Source organism: Fretibacterium sp. OH1220_COT-178 (assembly GCF_003860125.1).
Classification (GTDB): domain Bacteria; phylum Synergistota; class Synergistia; order Synergistales; family Aminobacteriaceae; genus CAJPSE01.
The window spans coordinates 14414-31893 of the sequence record NZ_RQYL01000010.1; the positions used below are offsets into that span (position 1 = coordinate 14414).

General features: G+C 64.3%; 18 protein-coding genes and 2 tRNA genes. 9 read left to right on the forward strand and 11 right to left on the reverse strand.

All coding sequences use genetic code 11. The features are described 5' to 3' along the window. Positions 1-193 precede the first annotated feature (193 nt). Together ileS and EII26_RS05535 are read left to right on the forward strand one after the other, a co-directional pair. A complete protein-coding gene (gene ileS / locus EII26_RS05530) occupies positions 194-2998 on the forward strand; it encodes an isoleucine--tRNA ligase (RefSeq protein WP_124888152.1) in 2805 nt (934 codons plus the stop codon). A 69-nt stretch (positions 2999-3067) separates the two neighbouring features. Next, complete coding sequence (locus EII26_RS05535; protein WP_124888153.1) at positions 3068-4024, forward strand: RluA family pseudouridine synthase; 957 nt, start codon at positions 3068-3070, stop codon at positions 4022-4024. Between the two features lie 77 nt (positions 4025-4101). On the opposite strand, the gene EII26_RS05540 is transcribed toward EII26_RS05535, so the two are convergent. The 11 genes from EII26_RS05540 to lepB form a co-directional block, all read right to left on the reverse strand. After that, positions 4102-4177 (reverse strand) — tRNA-Gly (locus EII26_RS05540). A 90-nt stretch (positions 4178-4267) separates the two neighbouring features. Then, positions 4268-4342 (reverse strand) — tRNA-His (locus EII26_RS05545). A 61-nt stretch (positions 4343-4403) separates the two neighbouring features. Beyond that, the gene (locus EII26_RS05550) at positions 4404-5900 is read right to left on the reverse strand and encodes a YifB family Mg chelatase-like AAA ATPase (protein ID WP_124888154.1); all 1497 of its coding nucleotides are present in this window, start codon (positions 5898-5900) and stop codon (positions 4404-4406) included. Next, the gene (locus tag EII26_RS05555; protein ID WP_124888155.1) at positions 5897-6400 is read right to left on the reverse strand and encodes a Fic family protein; all 504 of its coding nucleotides are present in this window, start codon (positions 6398-6400) and stop codon (positions 5897-5899) included. The genes EII26_RS05550 and EII26_RS05555 overlap by 4 nt, the downstream gene beginning before the upstream one ends. Then, a complete protein-coding gene (locus tag EII26_RS05560) occupies positions 6401-7381 on the reverse strand; it encodes a hypothetical protein (RefSeq protein ID WP_199735083.1) in 981 nt (326 codons plus the stop codon). A gap of 126 nt (positions 7382-7507) precedes the next feature. After that, on the reverse strand, positions 7508-7894 hold the full coding sequence (locus EII26_RS05565) for a YraN family protein (protein WP_124888157.1): 387 nt from the start codon (positions 7892-7894) through the stop codon (positions 7508-7510). After that, entirely contained in the window at positions 7891-8163 is a 273-nt protein-coding gene (locus tag EII26_RS05570) for an EscU/YscU/HrcU family type III secretion system export apparatus switch protein (protein ID WP_124888158.1), read from the reverse strand. The genes EII26_RS05565 and EII26_RS05570 overlap by 4 nt, the downstream gene beginning before the upstream one ends. Continuing rightward, complete coding sequence (locus EII26_RS05575) at positions 8163-9251, reverse strand: hypothetical protein (protein WP_124888159.1); 1089 nt, start codon at positions 9249-9251, stop codon at positions 8163-8165. The genes EII26_RS05570 and EII26_RS05575 overlap by 1 nt, the downstream gene beginning before the upstream one ends. A gap of 4 nt (positions 9252-9255) precedes the next feature. Further along, on the reverse strand, positions 9256-9972 hold the full coding sequence (locus EII26_RS05580) for a ribonuclease HII (protein WP_342447301.1): 717 nt from the start codon (positions 9970-9972) through the stop codon (positions 9256-9258). 8 nt (positions 9973-9980) lie between these two features. Continuing rightward, positions 9981-10823 carry a YlqF/YawG family GTPase gene (locus EII26_RS05585; protein WP_233572622.1) on the reverse strand — a complete coding sequence of 281 codons (843 nt, stop codon included), beginning with the start codon at positions 10821-10823 and terminating at the stop codon, positions 9981-9983. A gap of 1 nt (position 10824) precedes the next feature. Then, positions 10825-11358 carry a signal peptidase I gene (gene lepB / locus EII26_RS05590; protein ID WP_255415935.1) on the reverse strand — a complete coding sequence of 178 codons (534 nt, stop codon included), beginning with the start codon at positions 11356-11358 and terminating at the stop codon, positions 10825-10827. Positions 11359-11789: 431 nt separating this feature from the next. Here lepB and moaA point away from each other — a divergent pair, with 431 nt between their 5' ends. The 7 genes from moaA to EII26_RS05625 all read left to right on the forward strand — a co-directional run bounded on the left by moaA (position 11790) and on the right by EII26_RS05625 (position 17461). Beyond that, on the forward strand, positions 11790-12731 hold the full coding sequence (moaA, locus tag EII26_RS05595) for a GTP 3',8-cyclase MoaA (protein ID WP_124888200.1): 942 nt from the start codon (positions 11790-11792) through the stop codon (positions 12729-12731). Position 12732: 1 nt separating this feature from the next. After that, positions 12733-13239, forward strand: coding sequence for a cyclic pyranopterin monophosphate synthase MoaC (gene moaC, locus EII26_RS05600; RefSeq protein ID WP_124888162.1), 507 nt, complete (start codon positions 12733-12735; stop codon positions 13237-13239). Continuing rightward, positions 13227-13694 carry an MOSC domain-containing protein gene (locus EII26_RS05605; protein WP_124888163.1) on the forward strand — a complete coding sequence of 156 codons (468 nt, stop codon included), beginning with the start codon at positions 13227-13229 and terminating at the stop codon, positions 13692-13694. The genes moaC and EII26_RS05605 overlap by 13 nt, the downstream gene beginning before the upstream one ends. Continuing rightward, on the forward strand, positions 13681-14676 hold the full coding sequence (locus EII26_RS05610) for a molybdopterin-binding protein (RefSeq protein WP_124888164.1): 996 nt from the start codon (positions 13681-13683) through the stop codon (positions 14674-14676). Before EII26_RS05605 ends, EII26_RS05610 begins: the two co-directional genes overlap by 14 nt. A 79-nt stretch (positions 14677-14755) precedes the next feature. After that, positions 14756-15547, forward strand: coding sequence for a molybdate ABC transporter substrate-binding protein (gene modA / locus EII26_RS05615; RefSeq protein WP_124888165.1), 792 nt, complete (start codon positions 14756-14758; stop codon positions 15545-15547). Between the two features lie 85 nt (positions 15548-15632). Beyond that, positions 15633-16301, forward strand: coding sequence for a molybdate ABC transporter permease subunit (modB, locus tag EII26_RS05620; RefSeq protein WP_124888166.1), 669 nt, complete (start codon positions 15633-15635; stop codon positions 16299-16301). A gap of 104 nt (positions 16302-16405) precedes the next feature. Further along, positions 16406-17461 carry a sulfate/molybdate ABC transporter ATP-binding protein gene (locus tag EII26_RS05625; protein WP_124888167.1) on the forward strand — a complete coding sequence of 352 codons (1056 nt, stop codon included), beginning with the start codon at positions 16406-16408 and terminating at the stop codon, positions 17459-17461. Positions 17462-17480 lie beyond the last annotated feature (19 nt).

The window sequence follows — 17480 nt, forward strand, 5'->3', positions numbered from 1 at the left end:
TTTGAGGGCGTTTTTCGTTTCTTTTTTCGGTTATTCGTGGTAATATTACAAACTATCCCCGCGCAATCGCGGGGATAGTTGTATGAGGAACAACGGCGCCGGAGTTCGTGCTTCGGAGGTCGGGGCATTTCGGTCCGGGGTCGTATGCGGACGGACAAATCTTCAGAGGTGGAATCACCAGGGGGCGGATTTGATGTGCAAGGATTGCAAGGACTATAAGGATACGTTGAATCTTCCCGTCACGAACTTCCCCATGAGGGCCAACCTGGCGAAGCGGGAGCCCGATTTTTTGAAGTTCTGGCGGGAGAACGACACGTACCATAAGGCCGTGGAGGCCAGAAAGGGCTCGGGCGAGCGTTTTGTCCTGCACGACGGGCCGCCCTACGCCAACGGCAACATTCATATCGGCACCGCCTTCAACAAAATCCTGAAGGATTTCATTCCCAAGTTCAAGACGATGACGGGCCGCTATGCGCCCTACGTTCCGGGATGGGACACGCACGGCCTGCCCATCGAGCTGCGGGCGCTGAAGGACGCGGAGCTCTCCCAGGAGGGCCTGGACCCCGTGGAGCTCCGCAGGAAGTGCACGGAGACGGCGTGGCACTACCTGGACGTCCAGCGCGAGGAGTTCAAGCGGCTGGGCGTCTTCGGGGAGTGGGAAAAGCCCTACGTCACCCTCGATCCCGGCTTCGAGGCTCTGGAGCTGAACGCCTTCGCCGACATGGTGGAGAGGGATCTGATCTATCGGGGGCGCAAGCCCGTCTACTGGTGCATCGACTGTCAGACGGCCCTGGCGACGGCCGAGATCGAGTACTGGGACGAATCCTCGCCCTCCGTCTATGTGGCCTACCCCATGCCCAAGGCGGCCGAGAAGTTTCCCCGGCTTGCGGGCCGGGACGTCAACGTCGTCATCTGGACGACGACGCCCTGGACGCTCGCCGCGAGCATGGCCGTGGCTCTGCATCCGCAGTACGAGTACGGTTTTTACGACTGCGGGGACAAGGTTTACCTCCTCGCCGTCGGCCTGAAGGATGCGGTCTTCGCCGCGACGGGGCTGAAGGGCGGCGAACTGCTGTTCTCGGTCAAGGGGGCGGAGCTGGAGAACCTTCCGGCCGTCCATCCCTTCTACGACGATCGGAACGTCCCGCTCGTCCTGGCGGACTACGTCATGCTGGACTCCGGTACGGGCTGCGTCCACACGGCGCCGGGGCACGGCGTTGAGGACTACGAGACCGGCGTCCGCTGCGGCATCGACATCTACAATCCGGTGGACGATGCGGGGGTCTACCTGAAGGACACCCCGCTCCTCGGCGGCCTGTCCATCGAGGAGGGGGGCAAAAGGGCTCTGGCCATGATCGAGGAGCGCGGCCGCCTTCTGGGCAGCGGATCGATCATGCACAGCTATCCTCATTGCTGGCGCTGCAAGAAACCGGTGATCTTCCGCGCGACCGACCAGTGGTTCATCGCCGTCTCCAAATTCAGGGACAAGGCGCTCGAGGTGATCGACGGCGAGGTCCGGTGGATCCCCGACTGGGGCCGCGACCGCATCTACAACATGGTGCGCGACCGGTCGGACTGGTGCATCAGCCGCCAGAGGATCTGGGGGGTGCCCGTCCCCGCGCTCAAGTGCCGGGACTGCGGGGAGCACAGCCTGACTCCCGACCGCATCAGAACCTTTGCCGAGCGTGTGGGGGAGAGTCCCGAGGGCTCCTCCATCTGGTGGAGCCGGACGATGGACGAGCTCTTCGGCGACCGTGCCGTGTGCGATGCCTGCGGTTCCCGCAACGTGGAGCCGGACGGCAATATCCTGGACGTGTGGTTCGACTCCGGCGTGACGCACATGGCCGTGCTGAACGACCGTTTCGGGCTCAGCTGGCCGACGGAGATGTACCTCGAGGGCAGCGACCAGCACCGCGGGTGGTTCCAGTCCTCGCTCCTGACTGCCGTTGCCGTGAAGGAACATGCGCCCTACCGGAACGTCCTGACCCACGGCTTCATCCTGGACGGCGAGGGACGCAAGATGTCCAAATCGCTGGGGAACGTCGTGCTGCCCCAGGAGGTCGTGGACAAGTACGGGGCGGACATCCTGCGTCTGTGGGTGGCCTCCACCGATTATCGCAACGATGTCCGCATCTCCGAGACCATCATGAAGTCCCTGTCGGAGACGTACCGGCGCATCCGCAACACGGCCCGCTTTCTGCTGGGCAACCTGCACGGATTCGATCCCCGCAAGGACGCTCTGCCCTACGACAGGCTCCTCTCGATGGACCGCTGGATTCTGGACCGTCTGCACCGCGTGATCGGAAAGACGTTCGAGGCCTTCGAGGAGTACGAGTTCCACATTCCGACGAGCGCCATCCATTCGCTGTGCGTCAACGAACTGAGTGCGTTCTATCTGGACGTCAGCAAGGATCGGCTTTACGTGGAGGGGCAGAACTCCCTGACGCGCCGCAGCGCTCAGACGGCGATGTGGGAGGTCCTCTCGGCCCTCACGCGGATGCTGGCTCCGATCCTGAGCTTTACTGCCGAGGAGATCTGGCAGGAGATGCGCACCATCGATGCCTCGCTGCCCGAGAGCGTGTTCCTGGCGGATTTCCCGGTGGCGGATGCCTCCCGCGTCGACGATGCGCTGGCCGCCCTCTGGGAGGAGGCCCTGAAGCTTCGCGGGGCGGTGAGCCGGATGCTCGAGGGGCTGCGCGCCGCGAAGACCATCGGCACCTCCCTGGAGGCCACCGTTCAGGTCAAGCGCTCGGAGTCGGTGGAGCGGGTCGCCTCTGCGTTCAGCGGTCAGGAGCTGGCGGACCTCGTCATCGTCTCCCGGTTCGAGTGGGTGGATTCGCCGAACCTCGGCACCCCCTTCAAGGACGAGGAAACGGGGCTGGAGATGGCTGCGGCCTTCACCTCCGGAGTCAAGTGCCCGCGGTGTTGGAAATACTCGGAAAGTACGGTCGAGGATGGCCTCTGTCCTCGCTGCGCCGAGGTCCTTCGGGACGCGTAGACGCGTCGTCTCCTTTTCGTCGATCGGGCTCCCCTTAAAAAAAGGGGGGCCTTTTTGCAGGAGGCTGCGATGGACGTTACAGCGGAGCTTCGAGGGACGAACATTGTCGAGGGGACGGATGTTCCCGAGGGGGTCGAGGAGAGGCTCGTGGCGGAGGCTTCGGGCGAAAGGCTGGACGTTTTCCTCGCGCGCCGGTTGGGCATTACGCGCTCCTTCGCCCAGAGGCTGGTGCGGGAGGGACGTGCCCGGTGCGAGGGGCGGAAGCTGAAACCCTCCTTCAGGGTTGCCGAGGGAATGGCCTACGGCGTGGAGCTGCCCCCCCCGGAGACGCTGGAGATCGAGCCGGAACCGGTCGAATTTCGGGTCGTCCACGAGGACGAGGACCTTCTGGTGGTGGACAAGCCGGCGGGGCTCGTAGTGCATCCGGCGCCGGGCCACTGGCGCGGTACGCTCGTCCATGGGCTGATGTGGCGCTATCCGGACATGGGGCCCTTCAACAACGTGCGACGTCCGGGGATCGTGCACCGGCTGGACGCGACGACCTCCGGGCTCATGGTGGTGGCGCGCCGTCAGGACGCGATGGAGAGGCTTCAGTCGGGTTTCCGTGAGCGCTCCGTGGAGAAGACGTACCTGGCCCTGGTCCATGGCACTCTCGAACGTACCGAGGGGACGCTCTCCGGGCCGATCGGTCGCGACCCCGTCAACCGCTTGCGAATGGCGGTGGTCGAGGGTGGACGTCCCGCCCTCACGGGCTACCGCGTCCTCTGGAGCCACGGGGGGGTCTCGCTGGTGCGTTGCGCGCTCTTCACGGGACGGACGCACCAGATTCGGGTGCATCTCTCGGCCCTGGGACACCCCCTGGTGGGGGACGGGCTCTATGGGGCCCCGGGGGAGCCGGAGTTCGCACGAGTCTTTCTGCACTCCTGGAGGCTGGCCTTCGAGCATCCGAGGACGGGCGTTCCGATGACGTTTCGGTCCTGCCTGCCCGGGGAGCTGCGCGGGTGCCTGCGGAAAGCGATTCGATGAGGCCAGCGTCTCCTGATGCAAAAACCCCGCCTCGAGGCGGGGTTTTCAATTTGACCGGCTCCGGCCGGATTGAACTCTGGAGCGGACAACGGGATTCGAACCCGCGACCCTCAGCTTGGGAAGCTGATGCTCTACCAACTGAGCTATATCCGCGCTACTGCCACGGGGGGAATTATAGCCTAAAAACTTTTTTCTGGCAAGCGCGGCTTGGTCTGCCGCAGCGGAAACTGGTGAAAGGAGATCTGGGGCGGCCGACAGGAATCGAACCTATACCTTACGGATCCACAATCCGCCGCTCTGCCGTTGAGCTACGGCCGCCGTACGGCAACAGTATAGCACGGTGAAGTGACGCCCGCGCCGCTGCAGTGAAGCTGAAATCTCAGGCCCCCGAGCTTTTTCGGTACATCAGGGCCTCCGCCAGATGCGGCGTCCGGATGGCGGGGTCGCCTGCGAGGTCGGCGATGGTACGGGCCACCTTCAGTACCCGGCTGATCCCGCGGCCCGAGAGCTTCAGCCTGCCCGCCATTCCGGAGAGGTAGCTCCGGGATTCTTCGGAAAGCGTCAGATGGCGCCGGACCAGCTTCTCGGGCAACTCGGCGTTGCAGGAGAGACCGAAGGGGGCCCAACGCCGTTGCTGCTCCTCCCGCGCGCGCACGACGCGCGCGCGGATGGCCGCGCTGGACTCGGCCTCCCCGGAGAAGGAGAGCAGCTCCTCGGGCGTCAGGCGCGGGACGGCGATCTGCAGGTCGATGCGGTCGAGGATGGGGCCGGAGAGCTTGCGACGGTAGCGGTCCAGCTCCGTCGCGGAGCAGACGCATTTCTCCACAGGGTCGCCCGCAAAGCCGCAGGCGCAGGGGTTCGCGGCGAGGATCAACAGGACCCGCGAGGGGTAGGAGACGGTCCCGGCCGCGCGGCTGACGACGATCTGACCATCCTCGAGGGGGGCTCGGAGGCTCTCCGTGAGGTCGCGCCGAAACTCGGTAAATTCGTCCAAAAACAGAACCCCTCGATGGGCGAGCGAGACCTCTCCCGGCCTCAAAGAACTGCCTCCCCCGCAGACGGAGACGGTGCTCGCGCTGAAGTGAACCGTCCGGAACGGGCGCTGTCGGCCCGGCTCCACCGGCATCCCCAGCGTGCTCCGGACGAGCAGCGTCTCGACCAGCTCCTCGTCGGTCAGAGGCGGCAGAATGCCGTTGATGGCCCGGGCGATCAGGGTCTTTCCGCTCCCGGGCGAGCCGATCAGCAGCAGATTGTGGTGTCCGGCAGCGGCTATTTCCGCCGCGCGGCGCGCGGCCGCCTGCCCCTTGACGTCGGCAAAGTCGGGGTCCGCGGCAAAGGAGGCGTGGGGCACGGCGGCGTGCGGCACCGACGTGGGGGCGGCCTCCCCGCGCAGCACCGCCGTCAGCTCCCCCAACGTCTCCGCGCAGTAGGCCCGGATGCCGCGGACCAGCGCCACCTCCTCCGCGTTCTCGCGCGGGACGTAGAGCGGCAGGCCCATTTTTCGTGCAAGAAATGCGGCGGGAACGGCCCCACGGACGCGCCTCAGACGTCCGTCCAGCGCCAGCTCGCCCATGTAGAGGGCGGGCTCCGTGGATTGCAGCGCCCCTGCGGCACGCATCATGCACAGGGCGATGGGCAGGTCCAGCAAAGCGCCCTCCTTGGGGATGTCCGCGGGGGCCAGATTAACCGAGACCCGCCCCTTGAGCCCCAGTCCCAGGGCCCGCAGTGCGGCCCGGACCCGCTCCTTGGACTCGCGCACCGCCACGTCCGGGAGCCCGACGATGGTGATGGCGAACAGGCCGCCCGCCATCTCGACCTCGACCTCTACGGGCACGGCCTCCATTCCCTTCAGGGTGACGCCCAGCGTGGCGTTCATCGGGAGGTCTCCTCTCCGTCGTCCGAGGACGTTTTTTTCAGCTTGAACGATTCTCCTCGACGCGTATCGATGGCATCGATGATCCTCAGCTTGAGTTCCTCGTTGTCGAGTTCCTCGTAGATCGTGTTGACGACGATCGCGTGCAGCAGCTCCTTGTCGATCGAACCAGCCGCTACATGCCAGCAGACATTCTCCATTTTCGCGATGAACCGCTTGGCGCAATAGACGTATCCGTTCAGCAGAAGCATGTGAGTACACAAAGCGATGGCAAATCGCTTGTTGCCGTCCAGAAAGAAATGGTCTCGGCACAGAGAAAAAAACAGGTGCGTCAACTTCTTCTCGAAGGTCGGGTAGTACCCGTCGTCCTGAATAAAGGCCAGGACGCTCCGGAATCGAGCCTTCCCATCGCCGATGAACCCGCAGGCGCCCCCGCCGCTTACGGCGATGGTCTTGGCATAAACCGACAAAGCATCCTGGAGCGTAGGGTACAGGATACCCATTTAGCCCCGATCCCTCAGGCGTTTCAGCACATCCTGCGCGTCTTCGATGCGCTCCGCCAATTCCTTGCTCTTTTCCCCCAGAAAGCGCTCGAAGTCCTCGACCGGCAGGGCGCGGATGTATTCGGAGATGTTCTCGTGCAAGGCGTCACGAAACGCCAGATCGCGGCTGGCCATCTTCATTCGGGCTTTTTCGATCAGAGGTTTCCAGTGCGGAAGGGCGGCCAGTTCGTCAAAAACAGAGTCCACCTCCCAGGGCTCCAGCTTTCTCCCCAGTGCCGCGCTGCGATTTGCCAGCTCAGAGGCCAGTCCGCTTTCAAAAGCCGTGATCAGATCGAGTACCTCGGAATAAAAAGTATGGCGGGTTCGATCTTTCTGGGCAAGCCTCAAGATTTTTCGATACTCCTGGTTCCTTTCCCTGAAGATGGCGAGGTAGATTTTGTTGGTATAATTGGCGTACTTGAAGTTGCCCCCGCTTACAAAATCCCTGAGTGCATCCGTGAACTGCCTGTGGTAATCCTCATCCTGATAAAGCGAAAAGATGAAGTCCTCATCCCTTTGATTGATGTATTTCGTCGAACCGCCGCACCGCAGGTTGATGGTGTCGATCACGATATCCAGGATCATCTGACGCATCAGGCGAGCACGATTGCCCTCCACCACCAGCATCGCGAGGTTCAGGAAGGCGCGGAAATCGAAGATGCCCAGCTGAGGGCTCCTGAGAATGTTCCCGACATCCATTTCGGGAACATGCGTTTGAGAAAGTATTTTTTTCAGTGATTGCAAGATCTCGCCCCGCAAAACCACATACCCGTTTCGAACCAGTTCCTCGTTGTGGCTTTCAAGATAGCGCTCCACGGTCCGGGGTGCTATCTCCAGGAAGGAGGCGACTTGCTCCTTCAGAAAGACGTACCGGCCCTGAAACAAAATGCCCCGGAGCCCGACGGCTTTTTCAATCTCTCCCATCGCAACAGCGTTATTCAAAATATTACTGCGATCGAGGTGAGATTCCGTTAGGTTTCGACTCATTCCCTTCCCACCTCCTGACAATCCGCATACTTATAACGGGCACGGCCTCCATTCCCTTCAGGGTGACGCCCAGCGTGGCGTTCATGAGGGCACGTCCATACCCGCCGTGATGTCGCGGACGTGCTCCAGGCGCCAGTCCTTCTCCCGGGCGTCGCGGTCCGCCGTCACCCCGATCAGGTCTATACGCCATGGGCCGTTCCAGCCGATCCGTTCCATATGGGCCCGCCCCGCGTTGACGAGCGTCCGCAGTTTCCTGGGGCCGACGGAGTCCAAAGGAGACTGGACCTCGCCGAGCGTGCGGTAGCGTACCTCCGCGATCACCAACTCCTTCCGGTCGTCCTTCGCGACGATGTCCAGCTCCCCGTAGGGGTTGGCGACGTTGCGATCCAGGACCCTCCAGCCCAGGGATTTCAGGTAAGATTCGGCCAGGTCCTCGGCACGCCGCCCCAGTTCCAGGTGGCGCGTCATGTCCGTTCCCCCTTGTCGAGGCGATAGACCCATGCCAGTACTCGGGCCACGACCTGATAAAGTTCGGCCGGGATCTCCTCTCCCAGCTCCAGGGAGAGAAGGGCGGAGACCAGCGCCGCGTCCTCGACGACCGGGACCTCCGCCTCCCGGGCCAGCTCCAGAATCCTGTGGGCGACAAACCCCTCGCCCTTCGCGACTACAGTCGGGGCGTCCATCGCCTCCCGGTCGTACTGAACGGCAACGGCCTTGTCCCGTTTTCGGGCGTTCATCAGACGGTCAAGTCCAATCCGCGTCCGGACAGGAGTTGGTCGCGGAGTCCCTCGACGGCGGTGCGGGAGATTCCGATGTATTCGACGGGCAGGGCGGTTCCTTCCAGCTCACGGCGGATGGAGCCGCGTTGCTGCCGCAGAAGCTCGCAGGTCTCGGTGCGCTCCGCGTGCAGATTGAGGTTGCAGGCCCGGCCATCGCTCTCTACGGTGCCGCCGATGAAGCCCAGTCCCGAGCCGTCGACGCCAAAGCCGACCTGCCAGTAGCGCCGGCCGTTTGCCTGACGGGCCCGCCCCACGAAAACGCGCGCGGTGAGGTCCTGGGCATCCTCCGGGACGGGCCAGAAGGGGGCACTCAGCAACAGGGGGTTGATCTCCTCCTGCGGCGAGCGCATCAAAAGGGAGTGCGCACGAAGGAAACGGGCGATCTCGCCCTCCCCCTCCTTCATGGCACGCAGGATCTCGACGGGATTCTCCCCCTTGCGGGCACGCTCCCGAAGCTCCCTGCGGATGCGGTTCCACAGCACCGTCGCCGCGGGGCCGTCAAGGGCCGCATATTCCGACAGAAGGCCGACGTTCTCGGCCGTCATGGGGGCTCCCCGGGCCCAGAGCTCGATCAGGGGGAAAAGTTGTCTCGGCGAGGCCCCCATACGGCGCCAGGCCTCTCGGATCGTTGACAACACCTCATCCGAGAGGGGCAGACCGCGCGACAAGAGCACCGTGGCCAGCTCACGGTCGGAGGCGGGAACCCGAGACAACAGGGAGAGCTCTTCCGCGTAGAGCCTCAGGACGGGAATGCCGTCGGCCGAGGCATCCCATACGGCACGAAAATGCTCCCCGGCGATCAGGGGCAGGGTCGCCCTCGCCGAAAGGTTCAGAGCCGTCCGTCCGCCCTGAGCCTCGATGCGGACGGTATAGCTGCCGTCGGCATTTCTGTCGAGCACCTGTCCCTCCACCACGGTTCCCGTAGGGATGGCGCCGGGCGGTGAAGCCGGGGCGGGCCTCGCCGCCTGAGCGGGGGCCGTACCGACCTGCCCGGCCCCCGTCTGGTTGGGGCCGATCTGTACGTTGAGGTTGGAGATTGGGGGCATGTGCCTATCCCTCCGTGTCGGTTCGAGTGACGGGTGTGAAGCCCTTGCAGAAAGAACGCCGGTGTATGGGAGAGGGGCCGAGCCGAGCCACCGTCTCGCGGTGCTCGGCGGTCGGGTATCCCTTGTTTCGGGCGAAGCCGTAAGTCGGATAAAGAGTGCCCAGGGCGGTCATGGCTCTGTCCCGCAGGACCTTCGCGACGATGGATGCCGCCGACACCACTGGGACGAGGGCATCCGCGGAGGTCAGGAGCCACTGTCGAAGGGGCAGCCCCGGAACGGCCAGGAGCCCGTCGACCACCACACAGAGCGGATCGCCCCACAGCAAGGAGCGCAATCGGAGGACGCTGCGCCCCATGGCCCAGAGCGAGGCCCGGGAAATGTTCTCCCGATCGATGCGCGCCACGCTTGCGGCCTGGGCGCGCCAAAGCACGCCGAGTTCCGCCATCGCCTCCCAAATGCGCTCCCTTCCCCGGGCCGTCATTTTTTTTGAGTCCCGCAGCCCCAAGGCCAGAAGGGACTTTTCCTGTTCCTGGGTCATAAAGACGGCGGCTGCGACGACGGGACCCGCCAGAGGTCCGCGCCCGGCCTCGTCCGTCCCTACGATCACGCCGTTCCCCGAGTCCCGGAGCGCGCGCAATCGTTTCATGACCTCGCCGGGTTCGAGACGGACGGAGGACAGCAGCTCCCCGGCAGCGGACTGTTCCCGGCTCCGCAGGATCATCGGCGCCCCTAGGACGAGGGGGAGGTATCCCCCCACAGAGGGTCGCCCGGCAGCTCGAGGGTGACCGCCCCCAGCTTTCCGGACGAAAAGGCATCCAGGAGTCGGCGTCCGGAAAGCTCCCGGTCGACCGCTCCTCCCGCGACGAGGCAACCCAGCCGACGTCCCAGGCGCTCCAGGGTCCATTCCTCGGGCTCGTCCCGTTCCTCGATCTCCCACTTTTTGAGGAGGGGACCGAAGAGTCCGCGTGCCCTCAGGAAGCGGATGAAGTCCAGAGCCGCGGCCTCAAAGCCGCCCAGCACCTCCGCCTTGGCACAGCCCAGCCAGGAGAGCATGCGGTGTACACCCGGCTCCGCATGAGGGTCCAATATGCCGGGCGAATCCACGATCAACAGATCGCCGCTGCGGTACCAGCTGACCTCCCGCGTCAGGCCGGGAATCCCGCCGACGCGCGCCTGTGCCTTTCCCACCAGAGCGTTCAGGAGCATCGATTTGCCGACGTTGGGTATACCCATAACGGCCATCCGCAACTCCCGATGCCCCGGCTTGCGGGCCGAAAGGGCCTTGCGGAGGCCCGTCGGCCTCTCCTTGCGAAGGTCGAGAGCCCAGACCTCCCGCCCGCGCTCCAGTTCCCGAATCCAGAGCCGGGTCCGCTCGGGGGCCGCCAGATCCTTCTTGGCGAGAACCAGCATCACCGGTTTTGTCCGCGCAAAGGAGGAGACGAGTGGGGCGGATGTAGAAAAAGGCGCGCGAGCATCGCGCACCTCTACAATCAAATCCAGCTTCTCCAGAAGCTCGGCCAGCTTGCGTCCCCCGCGGGCCATGTGCCCGGGGTACCAGACGGTCCGTCCCACGTCAGCGCGGAAACCCGATTCGGGACAGGGGCCAGTAGCGGAAGAAGACCGGACCGTGGATGTCGGAAGCAGGGACGAAGCCCCAGAAACGACCGTCCTGAGAATTGGGCCGGTTGTCGCCCATGGCGAAATAGCTGTCGGGCGGCACCGTGAAGGGACTCTCGGGAAATATCCGGCTGGGACGGAGGGTGTAGTGGTCCCGATTCTTGACGTACGGCTCGTCGATGGGAGAACCGTTGACGTAGACGACCCCTTCTTGAATGTCCACGGTGTCGCCCGGGACGGCGACGATGCGCTTGACGAAATCCCGGCTGCGGTCCTCCGGGTATCGAAAGACGTAGATCGTTCCCCGCGAGGGCTCGAAGAACCAGTTCCAGAACTTCGCCACCAGAACCCGATCGCCCACCTCCAGTGTGGGAATCATGGAACCGCTGGGGATCCAAAAGGCCTGCACGATGAAAGTACGTATGACCATTGCGAGGGCAAACGCCCAGACTATGGTTTCGATAGTCTCTCTCCACCAGGGTTTTACCACTTCAGAAGCCAACTCTATACGTCCCCCGTTCCCGACTCTGTCATGCTCAACGTACGTAACTATAACGCGAATGCCTGTTTCAATCAAGAGAGGAGGCCCCGCCCAATTTTGTGGGACAAAAACGGCGTCTGACAGGGAGCGGCCGTGGAGCGGCATCCAATTTGAGCGGTCGCCAGCTAAGAAAAACTGCGGATTTTTATCTCGTTCCGCCGGTGCGCTCGTTCGTCCCGGTCCGTTTTGGCGAGTGGGGACGGGGCCAGGGGAACCCCGCGGCTTGCGCTGCCTGGTCTGCCGTTGTCAAAGGCAGAGGCGGAGGTTCGCATTCGAATTGACAATTCCTGTTTTTTAACCTATTCTTCATGGAGATTTATCGAGTTGTTTTTTAAAGTAAGATGATTGTCTTTGTCATGAATGACGGTCGGAGAATGGCCATGAAGGATGCCTATGGGCGCAGGATCGATTACCTGCGGCTTTCCGTGACGGATTTGTGCAACTATCGCTGCATCTACTGTATGCCGGATTCGGGTGTTCCCAAAAGGGATCACTCGGAGATCCTGTCGGTGGAGGAGCTTGTGGATGCGGCCGCCCAGGCGGTCCGGTGCGGGGTTCGGAAGGTGCGTGTCACGGGCGGCGAGCCGCTGGTCCGGCGCGGCATTCTGGACATTTGCCGGGGCGTTGCCTCGCTTGACGTGGAGGAGCTCTGCCTGACCACGAACGGCTCTCTTCTGAGCGGATACGCGCAGGCGCTCCGGGATGCCGGGGTCAACCGGCTCAATATCAGCCTCGATACGCTGAGGCCGGAGCGGTTCGTGCGCCTTACCCGGCGCGGTTCTCTGTCCGATGTGATGGAGGGGGTCGAGGCCGCGTCTCGCGCGGGATTCGATCGCCTCAAGTTCAACGTGGTGCTGATGGGAGGCGTCAACGACGACGAGATCGCCGATTTTGTCGCCCTGACCCGGGATCGGCCTGTCGAGGTGCGTTTTATCGAGCTGATGCCGGTGGGGGAGTGCGCCGGGTGGGACCGTTCCCGGTTCGTCGGGGCGCAGAGGGTCCTCGAGGTCTGTCCGGGGCTGATTCCAATGAGGAGGGATGGTGTGGCGGATCGTTACCGCGTTCCGGGATACGCGGGAACGGTGGGGCTGATCCGGCCCCTCAGCCACAAGTTCTGTGGGGATTGCAACCGCATCCGGATCACGGCGGACGGCAAGTTGAAGCCATGCCTCCACTCCGGGACGGAAATCCCGTTGAAGGGGTTGAGGGGCGAGGCTCTGTACCGGGCCATCCGGGAGGGAATCCTGCAGAAGCCCATGCAGCACGAGATGGAGCGCCTGGGCAGCCGGAGTGCACGCACCATGAACAGGATCGGGGGTTGACATGAACGCACTGACGCACTTCAACGACGAAGGACGGGCGCGGATGGTGGACGTCTCGGAGAAGGAGAGGGCCGATCGCGTCGCCTGCGCCGCCGGGGTCGTGCTCATGAACGAGGATACGCTGCGGCGGATCGAGGAGGGACGGATCGGGAAGGGGGATGTGCTGGCCGTGGCCCAGGTCGCGGGGGTCATGGCCGCCAAGCGGACGTCAGACCTGATCCCGATGTGCCATCCCCTCATGCTGACGGGGGTCGACATCGCGTTCCGCCCCTTCAGGTCCGACGGCCGTTGTGGCGTCGAGATCGCCTGTACGGTGCGCTGCCGGGAGCGGACGGGGGTGGAGATGGAGGCCCTGACAGGGGTGTCCGTCGCGGCCCTGACGATCTACGACATGTGCAAGGCTGTGCAGAGGGACATCCGCATTGACGGGATCCGTCTTTTGACGAAGTCCGGGGGCCGCAGCGGGGACTATCGGGCGGAGGAGGGAGCGGGGCCATGCCTCGTGTGACGAGCGTCAATATCAGCGTGGCCAAGGGAACCCGCAAGAACGAGGTTCCGTCTATACGTCTGATTCGGGATCACGGCATAGAGGGCGACGCCCATGCGGGAAACTGGCACCGCCAGATCAGCATGTTGGCGGAGGAGAGCGTCGACACCATGCGCGCCGAGTGCGCCTTTCCCTTGACGGCCGGGGCCTTCGCGGAGAACATCAACACCGAGGGGATCGACCTGAAATCGCTTCCCGTCGGCACGCGGCTTCGGGTGGGAGAGGCCGAGGTGGAGGTCTCCCAGATCGGCAAGCAGTGCCATAACGACGGCTGTGCCATACAGAGGTCGGCGGGCCGTTGCGTCATGCCCACCGAGGGAATTTTTGTCGTCGTGGTCCGGGGCGGGGTCGTCCGGAAGGGGGACCCGGTCGAAATTCTGAGTGGTGGGGTGGAGGTCGGAGATGGAACGGATTGAGGTTCGTGATGCCGTGGGGCAGGTGCTCTGCCACGACGTCACGAGGATCGTGAAGGGGGACAACGCCACCAAGACCGCCGGATTCAAGGGCGCTCGGTTTCGAAAGGGGCACGTGATTCGGGAGGAGGATATCCCCGTGCTGCTCTCGATGGGCAAGGAGCACGTCTACGTCTGGGAGCTGGGCGAGGGGATGATGCACGAGGACGACGCGGCGCAGCGCCTGTGCGCCCTCTGTCGGAACGCGCACATGCGTCCCACGGAGGTTCGCGAGGGGAAGATCGAGCTGGTGGCGGAGATCGACGGGCTGTTCCGGGTGGACGCGGAGCGTCTTCGTGCGGTCAACGGGGTGGGCGAGATGATGATCGCGACCCGGCGCGGCAACGCCCACGTCTCGGCGGGCGACCGACTGGCCGGGATGCGCGCGATCCCCCTGGTGATCGAGGAGCGCAAGCTGGAGGAGGCCCGCCGTGCTGCGGGGCCCGAGCCGCTGTTGGAGCTTCTGCCCTACCGGCTGAGGCGTGTGGGTATCGTCACCACGGGGAGCGAGGTCTACCACGGAAGAATCGTGGACACCTTCACGCCCGTGATCGAGGAAAAACTGGAGCGTTACGGGATGGGGAAGGTGTTCCATCGCGTGGTGGACGACGGCCTGGAGAACATCGCCGCGGCGGTCCGTGCGGCGCGGGACGAGGGCGTCGACCTCGTCCTCTGCACGGGGGGGATGAGCGTGGATCCGGACGACAACACCCCCGGAGCCATCAAGGCCTCGGGGGCCGAGATCGTCAGCTACGGTGCGCCGGTGCTTCCGGGTGCGATGCTGCTGATGGGATACTTCACAGACGGCGTCCCCGTCATGGGCCTGCCGGGCTGCGTGATGTACGCCAGGACAACGGCCTTCGACCTCGTACTGCCTCTGGTGGCGGCAGGGGTGCGGGTGACGCGCGAACATATCGCCTCCTTGGGCGAGGGCGGCTTGATGTAGCCCTCGAGTCGTGCTGAGCGAGGCTTGACCCTCGATGTGTGGAATGTTGTCGATGTCGATCTTTGAGGAGGTCTTGGAGATGAAGGAATTTGCCGTTTTCGCTGCGTTGGTGTTGTCCGCGTTTTGCGTCGCCGGCCGGGCCACGGCTGCGGAGCCTAAGGAGTTGGTGGTGTTCGGAGCGGCCTCCATGACGGAGACCCTCACCAGGATCACCGACCTCTATAAGAAGGCGGAACCCGATGTGAAGCTGACGTTCAACTTCGATTCGTCCGGCACCCTCAAGAGCCAGATCGAGGAGGGGGCCGTCTGCGACGTCTTCGTCTCCGCGTCCCAGAAGCAGATGAACCAGCTGGATATCGCGTCCGAAAAAAACGAGAAGAAGCTGGACTTCGTCCTCGAGGGGACGCGTGTCAACCTGCTGGAGAACCGGGTGGTGCTGGTCGTCCCCGAGGGAAATCCCGCCAAGGTGACGCAGTTCAAGGATGTCGGGACGGACGCGGTGCGTCTGGTCGCCCTGGGGAACGACGACGTGCCCGTGGGGCAGTACTCGCGCGAGATCTTCACCAACATGGGCCTTTGGGACGGGATGCAGAAGAAGGTCACCTTCGGAAGCAACGTCAAGGAGGTTGCCGTTCAGGTCCAGGAGGGGGCGGTGGACTGCGGCGTCGTCTATGCGACGGATGCGGCTTCTGCGGGGCTGACCGTGGTCGCCTTGGCCCCCGAGGGGACGCTCAAGACGCCGGTCGTCTACCCGGCGGCGGTCGTTAAGGCCGGAAAACACCCGGAGGATGCGAAGAAATTCTTGGCGTTCCTGCGGACGCCGGAGTGTGCCGAGGTCTTCGAGGCCGTGGGCTTCACTGTAGTCCGCTGAGGCGGACAGGCGTAGCGACGGAATTCGGCTGCGGGCGGACTGCGCGTTCGCCCGCTCTTCGCGGTCGGGCTTCGGGAGGATCGCCTTGGACTGGTTCCCGCTCTACAACTCGCTTCGCATCGCCGCGATATCGACGGTGCTCTCGTTCTTTCTGGGCATTGCCGCGGCGTATCACATCGCCCGCCTGCCCCGGTCCCTGAAAGGGGTTCTGGACGTCGTCCTGACCCTTCCTCTGGTGTTGCCGCCCACGGTTGTCGGGTATCTGCTGCTGTGCCTCCTGGGGCCGCGCCGTCCCCTCGGTTCGTGGATGCTGGAGCACTTCGCGCTCCGCCTGGTGATGAACTGGTGGTCGGCCGTTTTCGCCACGACGGTCGTGGCCTTTCCCCTGATGTACCGCACCGCGCGGGGCGCCTTCGAGTCCTTCGATGCCTCCCTGGCCCAGGCGGGACGTACCCTCGGCCTTTCCGACACCGTCATCTTCTGGCGCATCCGCATGCCCTGCTGCAGGCAGGGGCTTCTGGCCGGGATGGTGCTTTCCTTCGCCCGTGCACTCGGCGAGTACGGGGCCACCAGCATGATCGCCGGCTACACCCCGGGGCGGACCGCCACGATCTCCACGACCGTCTATCAGCTCTGGCGGACGAACAACGATGCCCTGGCTCTCCGGTGGGTCTGGGTCAACATCGGCATCTCCTTCGCGGTGCTCATGGCGGTGAACCTCCTGGAACGGCGGCGGGAGAGGGGCGCTTGGTAGACGTGCTCCACCCTCGTCTCGTTTTTTTGCCGCGCGTCCGAAGGTTTAGCTGCGAAGGCCGGCAGAAATCCGACGGCGTTGCCTTACGGGAGGATCCTTAGAGAATGACCCTGTCCGTGTCCATAAAGAAGCATTACGGGAAATTTCGTCTGAACGCCTGCTTCGAGGCGGATAGCGAGGCGCTGGCGCTGCTCGGCGCGTCGGGGTGCGGCAAGAGCCTGACGCTGCGGTGTATTGCGGGCATTGAACGTCCGGACGAGGGCCGCATCGTCCTGGACGGCCGGGTGCTGTTCGACAGCCGGGCGCGGATCGACCTGCCCCCGCAGAAACGCAGGGTGGGCTATCTGTTCCAGCAGTATGCCCTCTTTCCCAACATGACCGCATTGCAGAACATCGCCATCGGTGCCCGCGTTCCCGAGGGGAGAAAACGCCGGGATATCGCGATGGAATTCGTCGAGAGGCTCCGGCTCAAGGGGCTGGAGCACAAACGCCCCTCCCAGCTCTCGGGAGGACAGCAGCAGCGCGTGGCCCTGGCGCGCATCCTGGCCTCGGAACCCCAGGCGATCCTTTTGGACGAGCCCTTTTCGGCGCTCGACAGCTACCTGAAATGGCAGCTGGAGCTGGAGCTCGCCGACACGCTCTCGGGCTTTTCCGGGACACTGCTGTGGGTCTCGCACGACCGTGCGGAGGTACTCCGCAACTGCGACAGGGTCTGCGTGATGGAGAACGGGGAGATCGATCCCCCCGTCTCCGTGGCGGAGTTCCTGGACGGGCCCCGGACGCTGCGGGCGGCGCAGTTGTCCGGCTGCAAGAACTTCGCCCCTGCGGAGATGACGGGCGATCCCTCGGTGCTCCGCGTTCCCGACTGGGGAGCCACCCTGCGGTGTGCCGGTCCCGTCGGGGAGGAAACGCGGTTTATCGGCGTTCACGCGCACCGGCTGCGGCCGGCGGAGGCGGAGGACCGCAACCGCGTGGTCTGCCGCGTGGTGCGGACATCCGCGGATCTGAACCGCACGACGCTGGTCCTCCTGCCCGAGGAGGGGAGGGAGGATGCCCCACCACTGCGGATGGAGACGCCCGGGAGAGGACACCCCCTGCCGAAGGTCGGCGAGAGGCTTGTGGTGTCGGTTCGCCCGGAGGACGTGTTGCCGCTCCGTTAGCGGGAGCGGAGAGAAGGGA

Excerpts from the sequence above, each read along its gene's own strand:
- EII26_RS05580 (WP_342447301.1), bottom strand. The coding sequence starts at position 9,972 with ATGATCCTGCGGAGCCGGGAACAGTCCGCTGCCGGGGAGCTGCTGTCC.
- EII26_RS05555 (WP_124888155.1), bottom strand. The coding sequence starts at position 6,400 with ATGGGTATCCTGTACCCTACGCTCCAGGATGCTTTGTCGGTTTATGCC.
- EII26_RS05565 (WP_124888157.1), bottom strand. The coding sequence starts at position 7,894 with ATGACGCGCCACCTGGAACTGGGGCGGCGTGCCGAGGACCTGGCCGAA.
- EII26_RS05610 (WP_124888164.1), top strand. The coding sequence starts at position 13,681 with ATGGAACGGATTGAGGTTCGTGATGCCGTGGGGCAGGTGCTCTGCCAC.
- modA (WP_124888165.1), top strand. The coding sequence starts at position 14,756 with ATGAAGGAATTTGCCGTTTTCGCTGCGTTGGTGTTGTCCGCGTTTTGC.
- EII26_RS05535 (WP_124888153.1), top strand. The coding sequence starts at position 3,068 with ATGGACGTTACAGCGGAGCTTCGAGGGACGAACATTGTCGAGGGGACG.
- EII26_RS05625 (WP_124888167.1), top strand. The coding sequence starts at position 16,406 with ATGACCCTGTCCGTGTCCATAAAGAAGCATTACGGGAAATTTCGTCTG.
- EII26_RS05575 (WP_124888159.1), bottom strand. The coding sequence starts at position 9,251 with ATGCCCCCAATCTCCAACCTCAACGTACAGATCGGCCCCAACCAGACG.
- EII26_RS05570 (WP_124888158.1), bottom strand. The coding sequence starts at position 8,163 with ATGAACGCCCGAAAACGGGACAAGGCCGTTGCCGTTCAGTACGACCGG.
- EII26_RS05605 (WP_124888163.1), top strand. The coding sequence starts at position 13,227 with ATGCCTCGTGTGACGAGCGTCAATATCAGCGTGGCCAAGGGAACCCGC.
- moaA (WP_124888200.1), top strand. The coding sequence starts at position 11,790 with ATGAAGGATGCCTATGGGCGCAGGATCGATTACCTGCGGCTTTCCGTG.
- moaC (WP_124888162.1), top strand. The coding sequence starts at position 12,733 with ATGAACGCACTGACGCACTTCAACGACGAAGGACGGGCGCGGATGGTG.
- ileS (WP_124888152.1), top strand. The coding sequence starts at position 194 with ATGTGCAAGGATTGCAAGGACTATAAGGATACGTTGAATCTTCCCGTC.
- EII26_RS05550 (WP_124888154.1), bottom strand. The coding sequence starts at position 5,900 with ATGAACGCCACGCTGGGCGTCACCCTGAAGGGAATGGAGGCCGTGCCC.